The organism is Hymenobacter sp. AT01-02, assembly GCF_000961955.2.
Lineage (GTDB): Bacteria > Bacteroidota > Bacteroidia > Cytophagales > Hymenobacteraceae > Hymenobacter > Hymenobacter mucosus.
The window spans coordinates 1-15,836 of record NZ_JZIR02000018.1; the positions used below are offsets into that span (position 1 = coordinate 1).

At 53.3% G+C, this 15,836-nt stretch carries 10 protein-coding genes; 7 read left to right on the forward strand and 3 right to left on the reverse strand.

Features of this window, described 5'->3' with window-relative positions; all coding sequences use genetic code 11:
* Window positions 1-216 precede the first annotated feature (216 nt).
* A complete protein-coding gene (locus VI25_RS08250) occupies window positions 217-828 on the reverse strand; it encodes an exonuclease domain-containing protein (RefSeq protein WP_052695013.1) in 612 nt (203 codons plus the stop codon).
* Between the two features lie 233 nt (window positions 829-1,061).
* On the opposite strand from VI25_RS08250, the gene VI25_RS08255 reads away from it, so the two are divergent.
* From VI25_RS08255 to VI25_RS08275, 5 genes are read left to right on the forward strand one after another with little or no spacing between them, the layout of a single operon-like run.
* Window positions 1,062-1,814, forward strand: a complete 753-nt coding sequence (locus VI25_RS08255; RefSeq protein WP_045687490.1) for a hypothetical protein — start codon at window positions 1,062-1,064, stop codon at window positions 1,812-1,814.
* 60 nt (window positions 1,815-1,874) lie between these two features.
* A complete protein-coding gene (locus VI25_RS08260; protein ID WP_045687489.1) occupies window positions 1,875-4,643 on the forward strand; it encodes a TonB-dependent receptor domain-containing protein in 2,769 nt (922 codons plus the stop codon).
* Window positions 4,644-4,676: 33 nt separating this feature from the next.
* Window positions 4,677-5,804, forward strand: coding sequence for a DUF4249 domain-containing protein (locus tag VI25_RS08265; protein WP_161806901.1), 1,128 nt, complete (start codon window positions 4,677-4,679; stop codon window positions 5,802-5,804).
* Between the two features lie 36 nt (window positions 5,805-5,840).
* On the forward strand, window positions 5,841-7,016 hold the full coding sequence (locus VI25_RS08270) for a DUF4249 domain-containing protein (protein WP_055562425.1): 1,176 nt from the start codon (window positions 5,841-5,843) through the stop codon (window positions 7,014-7,016).
* 38 nt (window positions 7,017-7,054) lie between these two features.
* Window positions 7,055-9,469, forward strand: a complete 2,415-nt coding sequence (locus VI25_RS08275; RefSeq protein ID WP_082455454.1) for an MG2 domain-containing protein — start codon at window positions 7,055-7,057, stop codon at window positions 9,467-9,469.
* A 14-nt stretch (window positions 9,470-9,483) separates the two neighbouring features.
* Here VI25_RS08275 and VI25_RS08280 read toward each other — a convergent pair whose 3' ends face one another.
* On the reverse strand, window positions 9,484-10,104 hold the full coding sequence (locus VI25_RS08280) for a DUF1684 domain-containing protein (protein ID WP_045687486.1): 621 nt from the start codon (window positions 10,102-10,104) through the stop codon (window positions 9,484-9,486).
* A 145-nt stretch (window positions 10,105-10,249) separates the two neighbouring features.
* Between VI25_RS08280 and polA the strand changes: the two genes are divergently transcribed.
* A complete protein-coding gene (polA, locus tag VI25_RS08285) occupies window positions 10,250-13,135 on the forward strand; it encodes a DNA polymerase I (protein ID WP_045687485.1) in 2,886 nt (961 codons plus the stop codon).
* A gap of 201 nt (window positions 13,136-13,336) precedes the next feature.
* The gene (locus VI25_RS08290) at window positions 13,337-14,365 is read left to right on the forward strand and encodes a YpdA family putative bacillithiol disulfide reductase (RefSeq protein WP_045687484.1); all 1,029 of its coding nucleotides are present in this window, start codon (window positions 13,337-13,339) and stop codon (window positions 14,363-14,365) included.
* Between the two features lie 145 nt (window positions 14,366-14,510).
* On the opposite strand, the gene VI25_RS08295 is transcribed toward VI25_RS08290, so the two are convergent.
* The gene (locus VI25_RS08295) at window positions 14,511-15,713 is read right to left on the reverse strand and encodes a hypothetical protein (protein ID WP_052695010.1); all 1,203 of its coding nucleotides are present in this window, start codon (window positions 15,711-15,713) and stop codon (window positions 14,511-14,513) included.
* Window positions 15,714-15,836: the final 123 nt, after the last annotated feature.

The following is a 15,836-nucleotide window of genomic DNA, read 5'->3' on the forward strand; positions in this document are numbered from 1 at the left end:
GGGGGCTTCGGCGGCTTCGGCGGCGGTAGCTTCGGCGGCGGCGGCGCTTCCGGCGACTGGTAACCCTCTGTTACTCCGCATCAGCTATGGCACAGGCAGCTAGGACCAACCTAGCTGCCTGTGTACGTTTTTAGCCTCGTGCGCAGTTAGAAGCACGAGGCATTCTTGTGATAACGGTAGAGCTACTTTGCCCTCATCTTGGCAGCTGTTCCCTTGCTATAACGACTCTGCTGAGCCTGTTTGCTTATACACAGGTAGCTCATAGAACGGGCGTAGCAACTGCACCACGTCGAGGGCGTCGGCTAAGGCTTCGTGGGCTACGGTATCGTTCTCGAAGCCAGCGCGGGCCTTGCAGGTTTGCATAGTCGGTAGCCGCGTGTCTTTACGCCAGTTCAGGTAGAAAGCAGCCGGGTCTAGCATGGCCGGTTCCGCACGCACGAGGGTACCATAGCCCGGTAGCTCTCGCAGAAAGCCTAGATCGAAGGACGCAATATTTTTTCCGGCCATGGTCACTGTTACGCAATCCTGCTTGTCGGGCCGGAAGCCTTGCGCCAACAAAAAATCCCGCAATTGAGGTAGCAGGTCCTCGGGCGTGCACAGCTCGGGGTTGGTTTCCTTGCGGGCCAACTCTTCTAGTAACCGAGCATTCAATGCCAAGGCACCGGCGGTACCCACATATTCAGGGTGGCGCACTACGCGCCGAAAGGCCGGCAACTGCTCTAACGGTAGCAGGTGCTTGGTATCTTCTACCACGGCGGCTAACTCTAGAATTTGGTGGCGCTGGGGCTTACCCCCAGAAGTCTCAAGATCAAGGGAAATATAGCGCATAGATCTACATCTACGCGACTGCCCACAGGGAGTTCTTGCTTTGAAATGCGCATGGCAGCAATACGATACTGCCATTGCTAACGCTTGCTGTCGTCTTGACCAACACTAGCGGCAGCCTGTCCTTTTTAACGTATGTTTGCTAGCTCACTACTTCCTCAGAAGTAAGCGAGTAGTGCAGCTATTCTCATCCATTGGCTGTCTGTTAATTACCGCGCCTCTATCCCTTTCTAGTTATGAAAATATCCTTACCTCTGTACGGCTTGGCCGTGCTAAGTATAGCCAGTAGTAGGCAGGCCGTAGCGCAGAGTACTTCCTCAGATACTACCCTTCTAGCAGCAGCCAAAAGCCAAGTTGCACAACGCTACACCGCACATATTCAAGATCAGTCGCAGTTGTACAATGGTCCTGAATATTTCAATTACACCAGATACTACCAGGAAGTCCAAGGCAATCAGTTTTTCGGCACTGCTACTGCTCAACCAGGCTCCGTGTATTACGCCGGCCATTACTATCCAAACGTTCCGTTGCTTTATGATACCCGCCTAGACCAAGTGGTAGTGCAGCAGCCCACCAACTTGTTTACCCTGAGGCTGGTGAGTGAGAAAGTTAGCCGCTTTACGCTACAAGGTCATACGTTTATTCGTCTTACCAAGGACACCGCAGCAAATCAGAATATTACGCCCGGCTTCTATGATTTGCTGGTTGACAAGGGCGTTACGTTACTGGCCCGGCGCGTGAAGAAGATACAAGTGCAGCCCAGCCAGAATATAACCAAGGCGTCGTTCTCCGCTACTAACCAATACTTTATTAAGCGCGACCGAGTTTATTATCCCGTTAAAGGTCGGGGCTCTTTCATTTCATTATTCCCAGACCGGCGCAGAGAGCTGCAGCAATATGCTCGGGAGAAGAAGCTACGCTTCCGCAAGAAAGGGCTTGAAGACGACCTCATTGCGCTGGTAAACTATTATGCCAGCTTGCCCCAATAGGCCCGTAGCCTAAGCACTAGTCCGGGCAATTTATACGTCCCTACCCTATCCACGCGCTATATGAAACATTTCTGCTCTATACTTTTCTTTCTACTACTCTCCTGTTTAGGTTTTGCTGGTTTTGCGCAACAAGTCACTTCACAGCGCATTAGTGGTAGCTTTCAGCAGGTGCCATTTGAGCAGTTCGTTAAGCAAATTGAGGCTACCACACCGTACAGGTTTTATTACACTCCTACGGCTGTCGATAGCTTGACAATTACAGTACAGGCCCAAAACCAACCCCTGCAAGAGGTACTAACGCTGGCGCTGCAACAGACGATGCTGCGCTTTGCAATAGATGAGCACAACCGGGTATTCGTTACTACTGGCAACCCCGTGCAGCTGACACTGTCAGACAATTTTTTTCAGCCGGAAAAGGACGAGGCCGCTAGTACTGATCCAGTGGCGTCGGATAACCCGCTGCCAAGCAACTCTATCCGCACAGCTCGCACTTCTGCTTTTCGCTTATACGATATTGGCACTAGTTCTAGTACAGGCAAAGCTACCTTAGCAGGTAGACTACGCGAGGTCAAAAATGGTGAGCCCGTAGTAGGCGCTACCATATACAGTGAGGCCCTCAAGGTGGGGGCCAGCACAGATCAGTTTGGCCTTTACTCGCTAACGCTGCCAGTAGGGCGGCATGAGCTAACTATACGCGGTATTGGTATCAAAAACACCAAGCGCCAAGTGATGCTACGTGGCGACGGCAAGTTGGATATTGAAACGGAGGAGGATATTACCACTTTGCGGGAGGTAGTAATTGAGGCCGAGAAGGACCGCAACGTAGCTGGCCTGCAAATGGGCGTGGAACGGCTCGATATCAAAACGATGCGTCAGGTACCCACAGCCTTCGGCGAGACAGACGTGCTGCGCGTGGTACTCACCTTGCCGGGGGTCAAGTCGGTGGGGGAAGGCAACACGGGCCTGAATGTGCGCGGTGGTGCCACTGACCAGAACCTTATTTTATTTAACGACGCTACCGTTTACAATCCGTCGCACTTATTCGGGTTCTTCTCGGCGTTCAACCCCGATGTTATCAAGTCGGTGGAACTGTACAAGAGCGCTATTCCGGCTAAGTATGGAGGACGCTTGTCGTCAGTGCTAGACATTGCTACTCGCGACGGCAACAAGAAGAAGTTCTCCGGCTCGGGAGGCGTCGGCCCGCTTACCAGCCGCCTCACGCTCGAAGGACCTATTGTCAAAGAAAAAACTTCATTTATAGTAGGGGGCCGCACTAGCTATTCCAACTGGATTCTGCACTTGTTACCCAATGAGAGCTTCAAGCAAAGCTCAGCGTCGTTTTACGATGTAAGTGCCCACGTCAGCCACGAAATCAATGAGAAGAATGCGCTCTATCTGACGGCTTACCTCAGTACCGACAAATTTCAGCTGGCAAGCGACACGGCCTATCGGTACCGCAACCAGAATGCCAGCCTGAAATGGCGGCATACCTTCAGTAACAAGCTCTACGGGGTACTGACGGGGGCCATGAGTACGTATGAGTACAATATTACCAGCAAGCGAGATGTGTCAACGGCTTCGAGGTTGACATATGATATCAAGCAGTACAATGTGCAGGCTGATTTTTCCTACGTGCTTAACACCAAGCACAACATCGATTTCGGGGGAAGCTCGGTGCTCTACCACGTGTCGCCGGGCGGGCTCGCCCCCTCGGGCACTGAGTCGTTAATTACGCAGGACGTGTTGCCGCGGGAACAAGGGGTAGAAAGCGCGCTGTACGTGTCAGACCGCATAGACGTATCACCGCGGCTGTCGGTATCGCTAGGGCTTCGTTACTCGCTTTACACTGCATTGGGGCCGCGTGAAGTGTACAACTACGTACCCGGTTTACCGAAGACCTTGAACACCATCACTGATACCGTGTCCTATGGGTCAGGCAAGGCACTGGCTACCTACCACGGGCCAGAATACCGCCTGTCGGCCCGTTATAGCCTCACGGACAACTCATCGGTTAAAGTTAGCTACAACCGTACCCGTCAGTACATACACATGCTGTCTAATACCACGGCCATGTCACCGACGGATATTTGGAAGCTGAGTGACTCTAACGTACGCCCCCAAGTTGGTGACCAGTACTCAGTGGGCTACTACCATAACTTCCGCGCTAACACCATTGAGTTCTCGGTAGAGACCTATTACAAGTCTACTCGTGACTTTGTAGACTACAAAGGAGGTGCTACCCTGATCTTGAACCGACACATTGAAACCGACATTGTAAATGCCGTGGGTAAGGCCTATGGTGTGGAGGTGATGCTACGCAAGCTGACCGGTAAAATCAACGGCTGGGCGAGCTACACTTACTCCCGCTCCCTGGTACAGGTAAACCAAGGCACCACCTCCGACATGATAAATGGGGGCCGCTACTACCCCAGCAACTTCGATAAACCTCATGACTTCACCCTTATCGGCAACTACCGCTTCAGTCGTCGTATTAGCGCTTCACTGAACTACACATACAGCACCGGCCGCCCCATTACGCTGCCATTGGCCAAATATTACGTGGGCAGCGCCACCCGCGTGTACTACTCGGAGCGCAATGCCTACCGCGTGCCTGATTACTATCGCGCCGACCTAGCCCTAAACCTGGAGGGCAACCACAAGGTGAAAAAGCTGGCTCACAGTTCCTGGACCTTCGGCGTGTACAACCTCACAGGACGCAAAAATCCTTACTCGGTGTACTTCAAGTCAGTAGGTGGTCAAATTCGGGGGTACCAATTGTCCATCTTCGGGCAGCCGATTCCTACTGCTACTTATAACTTCAAATTTTAATAGGCTAAAGAGATGCTGTACCCCCGTCTACGTTTGCTGACTTGGCTATTACTGCTGCTGACTGCAAGCTGCGTGGAGCCCTACGAGCCAAAGCTTGTTGGCACTGCCGCCAATTTGCTGGTATTAGATGGTTTTATCAATACTGATGGTGTTACAACGATTACCCTCACTCGCTCCCAAGACTTAAGCAGTGCAGGCGGCTATCCGGCCGAAACTAAGGCCACAGTAAGGATTGAGAGTGAAGCAGGTACTCGCTATCCTTTAACCGAAACGAGTCCCGGCGTATACATTTCTACCAGCCAAAAACTCCCCTCAAGTACGCGTTACCATCTTTATATCCGCACTAGTACTGGCCGCGAGTATACGTCTGACTACACGGTGGCAAAGCAGCCGCCTCCCATTGACAATTTGAAAGCCAGAATACAGGAAAATGGATTACAGATATACGTTGATACTCATGATGATGAGGGAAAAACGCAATATTACCGCTGGGAATACACCGAAACATGGGAGTTTACTTCTGCCTTTCGTAGTACGCTGCGTTATGACGACAGCAGAAATCAGGTAATATCTCGCCGAGAAAATATTTATAACTGCTGGCGTACGGAGAACTCCTCCTCCATCAACACTACCAGCACGGTGCGCCTGAGCCAAGACGCCGTGCGCGACTACCGCCTGCTGTTCATCCCCTCCTCATCTGGCCGCTTGCGCTACCGCTATAGCATTTTGGTGCGGCAGTATGCCATGTCAGCAGCTGAGTTTGACTACTGGGAGGCCATCAAGAAGAACACAGAGAACATTGGCACCCTGTTCGACCCCTTGCCCAGCCAGATCCAGGGCAACGTGCACTGCCTCACTGATGACACGGAGCCCGTGCTCGGCTTTGTGGGTGCTGCAACGGTAGTGGAACAGCGCCTCTTCGTCGACCGGCTTACTCTACCAAACGAATGGCGCACTAACCTCGACGGGTACGAAACCTGTACGGCCCTTGACACTTTCCCAAGTGAACGGTGGAAGGGCTGGACGCTACAAGAGTATTTTGGCGATCCGCAGCTTCGAATTCCGGTGAGTCGGACAAGCATAGCTTTCACAGCACAAACGCCTGAGTGCGTCGATTGTCGTTTACGAGGCACAAACGTGAAACCGAGCTTTTGGCCTTAGACACTTTATACCTAATCATTATAACATGTTTACTCTATGCGCATTTCTACCCATCCAATTATCTGGTGCCTGTTGCTTCTACTAAGTGGCTGCGTAGATAGCTACGCACCGGAGGTAATCCAGTCGGCCAATAATTATCTAGTAGTAGATGGATTCATCAATGGTAACGGCAGTACAACGATTCGACTATCCCGATCGATCAACATAGCAGAGAAAAACACCTACCCACCGGAAATAAACGCTAGTGTAGCCATCGAAAACAAAAACGGTTTACGCTATTCCTTACAGGAAGATAGTGCTGGCGTGTATACCTCTCCGCAGCAAGTGCTTCCAGTAGACCAATACCGTTTACATATTCGTACGAGCACGGGCCGCGAATACGCGTCTGATTATGTATTGTTAAAGCAAACGCCTCCTATTGACAACTTAGAAGGGCGGGCTCAAGCCGACGGGCTTCAGATTTACATTAGTGCCCACGACGAAACTAGGCAAACGCAATACTACCGCTGGGAATACACAGAAACGTGGGCATTTACCTCTGCATATTGGAGCCGTTGGCGGTTTGGAAAGGGAAACAGTGAGCGTCGCACCTACTTCCGGCGAACAGAAGATATACACCACTGCTGGCGAACAGAAGCATCTGCCCTTATCAACACGGCTAATACATTACGTTTAAGCCAAGATGCCGTGCGCGACTACCGGCTTAAATTGATTCCTTCAAGTTCAGGTCGGCTACAATCACTATACAGCATTCTGGTGCGGCAGTATGCCATGTCAGCAGCTGAGTTTGACTACTGGGAGGCCATCAAGAAGAACACAGAGAACATTGGCACCCTGTTCGACCCCTTGCCCAGCCAGATCCAGGGCAACGTGCACTGCCTCACTGATGACACGGAGCCCGTGCTCGGCTTTGTGGGTGCTGCAACGGTAGTGGAACAGCGCCTCTTCGTCGATCGGCTTACTCTACCAAACGAATGGCACCCTCAGAATGAGGGCTATGAGAGGTGCACTGGTTTAAATACTCTACTCCATGATTCTACCGAACGCCATGGCTATAACATGTACAAGTTCTTTGCTGATACTACGTATCGCGTCCCGGTGACTGAAATCCGAGATAGTAGGGGCACGATTATCGGGTTTGAAAATCAAACACCGGACTGTATAGACTGTCGCCTGCGGGGTAGTAATGTCAAGCCCAGCTTCTGGCCCTAAGTGCTCACCTTTCCTCACTGACTTCCCTCCCTACGCCTATGTCTTCGTCTATTTCTTGCATAAGAAGCTTTTCGCGCCAGTACTTGCCCGTTTTGCTTCTGTGGATAATGGGAGTTGGCACTGCCCAAGCTCAGTCTGACTCTGTACGGAGCCTAGCCCGTCGTTTCAACCAGTACCAGCAGCAAACCCTTCAAGAAAAGCTGTATCTACACCTAGACCGCCCTTTGTACCTGACCGGGGAAACAATGTGGTTTAAGGTGTACGCCGTAGATGGAACCTACGCACAACCGCTGGCTCAAAGTGCTGTGGTATACGTGGAAGTGTTGGATAAAAATCGGCGGGCAGTATTGCAGGGTAAGGTCCCACTTGCTAAGGCCATAGGTCAGGGCTCTTTTCAGTTACCTTCTTCCCTTAACTCGGGTAGCTACACGGTGCGGGCCTATACTAGTTGGATGAAGAACTTTAGCCCCGAGTATTATTTCCACAGCCCGGTTACTATCATTAATACAGCTCGGGCTTCGGGGGTGGTATCTACGTTAGACACGGCATCTTATGACGTGCAGTTCTTTCCAGAAGGGGGCAACCTAGTGCGCGGCATAGCCAGCAAGGTAGCCTTCAAGGTGACGGACCGGGCCGGCCGGAGTATACCCGTAGTAGGCACCTTGCTTGATGCACAAGGCAAGTCGCTCACTACTTTCAAAACGCTCAGGTTCGGTATGGGCGCTTTCACCTTCACCCCCGCTGCCGAAGCCGCCTACACGGCTGTGCTGAAGCTGCCCAGTGGCCGCATAGTGTCACGCAAGTTACCGGCCGTGTACAGGGCAGGCTACGTAATGCACTTGGAGGAAGCCGGGTTACAGCAGATCCGCATTGTGGTGCAGACCACCGACGCTGACGCCGACCGCGTGGATCTGCTGGGCCACGCCCGCCAGCAACTCACTACTGCTACCAGTGCTCCAATCCGCAACGGCCAGGCCGAGTTTCTCATCAACAAGGCAACTTTGAGCGAAGGCATTTCTCATTTCACAGTGTTCAACCATCGCCACCAGCCGGTGTGCGAACGGCTCTACTTCCAGCGCCCGAAACAACAGCTTACTATCAAGGCTCAACTAGACAAAGGCCAGTACGCTACTCGTCAGAAGGTTAACCTGCAGTTGACCACTGCCACGGCTAGTCAGCCCCTGCCGGCAAATCTTTCCGTAGCCGTGTACCGGCTCGATTCACTGGCAGCACCGGCACCCAGCATTACTAGCTACCTCTGGCTGGCTTCTGATCTGAAGGGTATGGTCGAAAACCCCGACTACTACTTCACAAGCACTGAACCGGAAGCCGCTGCCGCTACCGAAAACCTAATGCTTACGCATGGGTGGAGCCGGTTTCGGTGGGAAGATGTGCTGGCCAATAGGCTGCCTGCATTTCAGTACCTACCCGAGCTACAGAGCCATTTAGTTCGGGGGCGCATTACGCACCAGGGCACTGGCCAGCCAGCCCCCGATATTACGGCGTACTTGTCCTCGCCCAGCCGCCTTATCCGACTAGCCAACTCCATCAGTGCCCGCGACGGAAGCATCCAGTTTGAAGTGGATGATTTCTATGGCACGCGCGATATCGTGGTACAAACAAATACCCAGCACGACAGCACGTACGCAGTAGAGATTTTCTCGCCTTTCTCTCAGCAGTATGCCACTGGGGTATTCAGCAGCGTGTTCACGCCCTATCCGCGCTTTAAAAATGCGTTTACCCAGCGTCATGTGCAAGCGCAGGTGCAGAACGCCTATTTCCGCCGGTACAACAACCTGTACACCCTGCCGGATACCGATAGCCTAGCCTTCTATGGTATGCCCGACGAGCGCTACATGCTGGATGATTACACGCGGTTCAAAACCCTGGAAGAGGTGCTACGCGAATACGTGCCGGGCGTAAAAGTCAGAATCAAAAAGGACGGCTTTCACTTTACTGTGCTCGACAATCCTAATCGTTCCATTTTCTCCGACCCACCCTTAGTCTTGCTGGACGGCATGCCTGTATTCAACACGAATAGAATTATGGCCATGGACCCGCTGAAAATTCAGAAGCTGGAGGTGCTAGACAGCCGCTATTTCCAAGGACGCTCTATGTATAGCGGCATTGTGAGCTTTACCACGTATAAGGGCAACTTAGATGGCTTTCCACTCGACCCGAAAGCATTAGTGCAGGAGTATGAGGGCATGCAATTGCAACGTGAGTTCTACGCTCCGCGCTATGAAACCCCGGCCCAACAGCAAAGTCGCCTGCCAGATTTGCGAAACCTTCTCTACTGGAACCCTGCCGTAACGACAACTTCTGCTGCCCGCGCGTTGGAGTTTTATACTTCTGACCAACCTGGTATGTATCAGGTGGTAGTACAAGGCTTGGCGGCGAACGGCCTGTCGGGAAGCACCAGCCTCGCCTTCGAAGTAAGCCAAGCCTTATGAGAGTTAGTGTGAGCTCATAACTCCCGCCCGAATAGCAACGGCAGATGATTTTCGGCGGGTGGTACGGGGCAGGAGTAGTTGCCGCCGTAAGCGCAGTAGGGATTATAGGCACGGTTAAAGTCGAGCACAACTCGGCCCTGGTGAATTTGCCCCCGGCGCAGGTCAATGTAGCGGCCACCCCCGTAGCTGCCGTGGCCGTTCGTACGGTCGGTGAAGGGTACGAATAAATAGTCGCGGTACTCTGGGTTTTGCTGTAGGTCCAAGCTTTGATACACCGCTAAGTGTTGGGGCTTGCCCTCAAGTGTAAAAAGCAATACGCCGTACTTCCGGTACAAAGGCTGCCGGACGGTGCTAGTCTGCATTTGAAAGGGCGCGCCTAAGGAATCTGGTTCAAACTTGGCCTCCACGCAGGCCGCGTAGTTGATAGGATAGAATGGCAAGCCAGTAAATGTACTCCGCTCTGCCACCAGCAGCGGTGTGCGAGTCGAGTCCCGATACTCGGCATTCAACTCCTGCTGAAACGCAACTACCTGCTGGGCATGCTTCTGCATTGTAGGGCGCTGAGTGCCCCCAGTAGTTTGAGCATACGTCAGACCAGAATACAGCAGCAGGATAAAGAGAGGTACGTATTTCATAGTGCAAATAAAGCACCGCAGCTTTAGCTGAGCAGCCTTCCGCTTGTGCGCGCTGGCTTAGCTGGCCTCCCGCAGCCTGCTCTTTGTAGATACTGATACGGCTGGGGCTGTACCCTTCTCTGCTGCCTTGCGTACCTTCGTACCTATGACTGATGCTGCCTCTGCTCCCGCCAAAAAGCTCTTCCTCCTCGACGCCTTTGCCCTGATTTATCGCGCCCACTTTGCCTTCAGCAAAAACCCGCGCGTGAATTCCAAGGGCTTGAACACCGGAGCCATCCTTGGCTTTACGAACACGTTGGTGGAAGTATTGCAAAAGGAAAAGCCCACCCATATAGGCGTGGCTTTCGACGCGCAAAAAAAGACGTTCCGCCACGAGCAGTTTGCCGAATATAAAGCCCAACGCCAGGCCATGCCTGAGGATATTGGGCTGGCCATTCCCTACATCAAGAAGATTATCCAAGCCTTCAACATCCCTATTCTGGTGGTGGATGGGTTTGAGGCCGACGATGTGATTGGTACACTAGCCCGCCGTGCCGAGGCGCAAGGCTTTGGGGAAGTGTTCATGATGACACCCGACAAAGACTACTGCCAGCTGGTAACCGACTGCGTGAAAATCTACCGGCCGGCCTTTATGGGCAATGCTGCCGAGGTGCTGGATGTAGCCCACGTGCTGCAACGCTTCGAGATTGAGCGCCCCGAGCAGGTAATTGACATTCTAGGCTTGCAGGGCGACGCGTCGGACAACATTCCGGGCATACCGGGCATTGGCGAGAAAACCGCCAAAACGCTTATTCAAAAGTATGGCTCGGTAGAAAACCTGATTGCCAACGTGGACGAGCTGAAAGGTAAGCAGCAGGAAAACGTACGCAACTTTGCCGAGCAGGGCTTACTAAGCAAGGAGCTAGCCACCATTCACTTAGACGTACCCATTGAGTTCCACGAGGAAAACCTGACGCTGGAAGAGCCCAATGTAGACGCCTTGCGCCAACTGTTTGAAGAGTTGGAGTTTCGGCAGCTAGCTGCCCGCGTACTAGGCGGGGGCAGCCCAGCCGGAGTGAGCAGCACCGCTCCCACTCCGCGCGGCGCCCGACGGCCCAAGGTAGCGGAAGGCCAGGGCAGCTTGTTCGGCTCTTCTTCGGATGCAGCCGTAGCTATCGGCGCCGAGGAGGGTGAAACCGGTTCCTACGGAGCACCGGCGGGCCCACGACTCACGTTGGAGGACGTACCCCACCAGTATCACCTGATTGATACTCCGGAGCTGCGTAAATCCTTATTAGATTTTCTTTTGCAGCAAAAGGAAGTGAGCTTCGACACCGAGACAACTGGCCTCGACACCATGACGGCCCGGCTAGTGGGTCTTTCGTTTTGCTGGCTACCCGGTGAGGCCTACTACGTGCCCGTCCCCCACGACGACCACACTGCGGCCCAAGCCCTAGTAAACGAGTTCTGCCCCTTCTTTGAGGCCGAGCACATTCTGAAAATTGGGCAAAACATCAAGTACGACCTTACCATTCTGAAGCACTACCACGTGCAGATGCGGGGTAAGCTGTTTGACACTATGCTGGCCCACTACCTGCTGGAGCCCGACATGCGCCACAACATGGATGTGCTAGCCGAAACCTACCTGCACTACACGCCAGTTTCTATCATTTCGCTAATTGGTCCCAAAGGCAAAAACCAGAAAACCATGGCCGATATCCCACCGGCCGAGGTGTCGGATTACGCCTGTGAGGACGCCGACGTAACCTTACAGCTCAAGCATGTATTTGAGCCTTTGCTGAAGGAAGTAGGCTTACTGGATTTGCTGAACGAGGTAGAGAATCCGCTGGTGCCCGTGCTGGCCGACATTGAGTATGAAGGGGTAAAGATTGACAGCGGGGCCATGGGTGAGTATTCGGCCGAGTTGCAAGGCTACATCACCGAAATCGAACAGCAAATTTTTCAGGCAGCCGGCGAGGAATTCAACATTGGCTCGCCTAAGCAGCTGGGCGAGGTGCTGTTCGACCGTATGGGTCTGGGTGGCGGCAAAATCAAAAAAACCAAGACGGGGCAGTATGCCACTGGCGAGGAGGTGCTCAGCCAGCTTGCCGCCGATAACCCCATTGCCGGCTTGATTCTGGAGCACCGCCAGCTCACGAAGCTACGCAGCACCTACGTAGAAGCCCTACCCCAACTTGTGTGCGAGGTAGACGGGCGAGTACACACATCCTTTAACCAGGCCGTAACGGCTACGGGCCGCCTCAGCTCCACAAACCCCAACCTCCAGAACATTCCCATTCGCACCGAAAAGGGCCGGGAAATCCGCAAGGCGTTTGTACCGCGCGATACACAGCACGTGCTGCTCGCAGCCGACTACTCGCAAGTAGAGCTGCGCATCATGGCTGACTTCTCGGGCGACAAAACCATGATTGAAGCCTTCCGCCAAGGTCTTGATATTCATACCAGCACGGCCAGCAAAGTATTTCACGTGCCCATCACGGAGGTAGATGGCGAAATGCGCCGCAAAGCCAAAACCGTCAACTTCGGCATCATCTACGGTATTTCGGCTTTCGGCCTGGCCCAGCGCATCGGTATCAGTCGTAAGGAAGCTACCGAAATCATTGATACGTACTTCCAGGAGTTTCCTTCGGTGAAGCAGTTCATGGATGACAGCATCAATCGGGCGCGGGAGCTAGAGTACGCTACTACCCTCCTTGGGCGGCGGCGCTACCTGCGCGACATCAACTCGCGCAATGCTACTCTGCGCGGCTACACTGAGCGTAATGCCATTAACGCCCCCATCCAGGGTACGGCGGCCGACATTATCAAGAAGGCCATGATTAACATTCATGAGTGGCTAATTCAGGAAAAACTTGGCACGCGCATGATTCTGCAGGTGCACGATGAATTGGTGTTCGATGCCGTACAGGAAGAGGTAGACTACATCACGCCCAAGATTAAAGAGCTAATGACGCAGGCCCTTCTGCTACCCCACGGCGTGCCCTTAGAGGTAGAGGTAGGCACCGGCCGCAACTGGCTACAGGCGCACTAAATGGCTAAGAGCTATATGTAGTAGTACCAGAAGGGTCTCGCCGTGGCGGGACCTTCTGGTATGACGCTTTCCGGGGTATGCATCGACCAACCAGGTTGTAACAGGCCTTGCTCCATGTTGCTACTCAACACGAGGCTCTTAATTCCACTATCTACCATCAGATTTTAAACTCCCCCGGCCTTTTGTTGGTATTATATTTCTATGGCTTCAACTTCTGAATCTTCTGTTTTCGATGTGGTGGTAATTGGGGCCGGGCCGGTGGGTTTGGCATCCGCTATTGAGGTGCAGCGGCGCGGTTTCTCGGCTGTGGTGGTGGACAAAGGCGCTTTGGTGAATTCCATTATCGGCTACCCCACCAACATGGAGTTCTTCTCCACCCCAGAACTCCTAGAAATTGGGGGCCACCCCTTCCCCACTAGTCACTACAAGCCTCTGCGCGAAGATGGCTTGGATTATTACCGCCGCGTAGCCTTTGCCGAGAACCTCAACTTGCGCCTCTACGAGCGGGTAGTAGGGCTGGAAGGTGAGCCCGACCAATATGAGGTAGTAACGGAGAAAGGCCGCATTCAGTGCCGCTACGTTATTGTAGCTACGGGCTTCTACGACGTGCCAAACTATTTGCGCGTACCTGGCGAAGACCTGCCCCACGTAACGCATTACTATAAGGAGCCCTACGCACACACGGGGCAGCATGTAGTGGTAGTTGGCGCCAAAAACTCCTCGGCCAAAGCGGCTCTCCAGCTTCTGCGGGCTGGCGCCCACGTTACCATGGTGGTTCGGGGCGCTGCCGTCAGCGACTCGGTGAAATACTGGATTCGGCCCGACCTTCTCAACCGCATTAAGGAAGGCCGCATCACCGCCTACTTCAACGCAACGGTGGAACGCATCACCCCCGACGCGGTAGAAATTCAAACGCCTGAAGGGCGGCATGCACTACCTGCTTCCTACGTGTACGCCCTCACGGGCTATCACCCCGATTTTTCCTTGCTAGCGGCTCTGGGCATCACCTGCCAAACCGACGCCGCGCAAACGCCCACCCACGACGCCGAAACCCTCGAAACCAACCGCCCGGGCGTATACCTGGCGGGCACTGTTTGCGGTGGCTTAAATACTAGTCGTTGGTTTATTGAGAATGGTCGCTACCACGCCCAAGTTATTGCCGCCCGACTAGCCGGCGAACAGGCTCCTGAGTTGCCAGAAGTGCTACAGCCAGTGCAGCTGAGCAAATAAGTAACTTCAACAAAAAAGCCTTGCTCGTGCTGAGCAAGGGCTTTTTTGTTGGCAATAGACGAAGCTTACGGGAACCGTACGCCGCGGTAGTTGTTCGGATTTACGGTTTGCAGACTAGCGCCATACTTGGTATTTATAGCGTTAATCATCTCGTTGGCGATAATGGCGTAGCACGAGGTGTGAAGTGCACCCCATCCAGCGAAAACAAGTTGCCGGAAATGAAAGCAGCTGTGTTATTCACCGCATCTGACACGATACCAGTAGTAACAATGCGGGAGAGGGAGGCATTGGCATCGAAAATAGCCAGCCCTTTTTCATTGGCTTTGGCCGTAAGCGCATTATTGAAGGCCGTGGTGGCAGTTCTTACTGCCACTTGCTCTACATCATCCAACACCAGCGTGCTTGGGAACGGGTTCTCAACTGAAGCACCAAACGCCTTCGTGGTATCCACTCCCTGAATAGCTAAAAACACACCAAGGCTGACAACCGGTGGCAACGAAGCACGTGCCTGGTTGTATACATCGCGCCATGCTTTGCCATTATTAGGTCGACCAAACAGGGCTACATACGGTGAGGACGTAAGGGTAAACAGTTGCCGTCCGTTGCCATCTGCTCCTTTAATGTCGGCGGTAGCAATAGACTTACGGGTGGCTGGCGTACCCGGCGTCGAGGAAAAAGCGCCGGTAGTTACCACAATACCCGGTACGTTAGCAGCAAGGAGGGTAGCCTTGAATGTGGGGCCTACAGTGGTAAAAAAGGGAATGCTGGTGACATCCGGAATGGTAGCAACCAGCCCTTTGGCCCCATTGGCAGTCAGCGCGTTAATAAGCTTGTTGTTCTTATCCGTAAAATCAGCTACAGGCGTCAGGAAGCTTGCTGCTGCTCCGGCCGTGGCAAACCCCAGCACATCGTTGTTGCCCAACCAGCTCGTAAAGAACGTTGGGTTAGAGGCCGCTACGCGCTCTAGGTAGGTTTGATCACTTCCGGCAGGGGTAATACGCTCAAAATAGGAGTTGAAAATAGGAGTAGGCGCTAACAAGGTCCCCCCTGTTGAGGCTACATTCCCAAATCCCCTGGTTTCAATATCCGACATCCGAATTCCGGGTACGCCCAGGTTATTAATCGGCTCCGTATATTTTGTGTAGATAAGCTGAGGGTTTGATGCAGGGTTTGTGCGCGTCTCTACCCTACCTCGCACGGCCAAGTTAGTAGTCACGCTTGCTGTAATGGGAGCACCAGTGCTGGTGAAACCCGCGAGACGTATATAGCCTGATCCATTTTCCTGACCGCTTTGGAATAAAGGCTGAGCGAAGTCGCCACCGCCAACGGCCTTGAACTGTTGAGCCAATAGGTTAGGGTAGGAATTCAGTTGGCCCTCCAGGTACAGTCCGCCATCTGAAACGCCGGCCGTGAGCGAGTTGCCAACGGCAATATAACGGGAGAAGTCGGCGGAGCTCGGTCGGCTTTAGGC

Excerpts from the sequence above, each read along its gene's own strand:
- VI25_RS08250 (WP_052695013.1), bottom strand. The coding sequence starts at position 828 with ATGCGCTATATTTCCCTTGATCTTGAGACTTCTGGGGGTAAGCCCCAG.
- VI25_RS08255 (WP_045687490.1), top strand. The coding sequence starts at position 1,062 with ATGAAAATATCCTTACCTCTGTACGGCTTGGCCGTGCTAAGTATAGCC.
- VI25_RS08260 (WP_045687489.1), top strand. The coding sequence starts at position 1,875 with ATGAAACATTTCTGCTCTATACTTTTCTTTCTACTACTCTCCTGTTTA.
- VI25_RS08270 (WP_055562425.1), top strand. The coding sequence starts at position 5,841 with ATGCGCATTTCTACCCATCCAATTATCTGGTGCCTGTTGCTTCTACTA.
- VI25_RS08275 (WP_082455454.1), top strand. The coding sequence starts at position 7,055 with ATGTCTTCGTCTATTTCTTGCATAAGAAGCTTTTCGCGCCAGTACTTG.
- VI25_RS08280 (WP_045687486.1), bottom strand. The coding sequence starts at position 10,104 with ATGAAATACGTACCTCTCTTTATCCTGCTGCTGTATTCTGGTCTGACG.
- polA (WP_045687485.1), top strand. The coding sequence starts at position 10,250 with ATGACTGATGCTGCCTCTGCTCCCGCCAAAAAGCTCTTCCTCCTCGAC.
- VI25_RS08290 (WP_045687484.1), top strand. The coding sequence starts at position 13,337 with ATGGCTTCAACTTCTGAATCTTCTGTTTTCGATGTGGTGGTAATTGGG.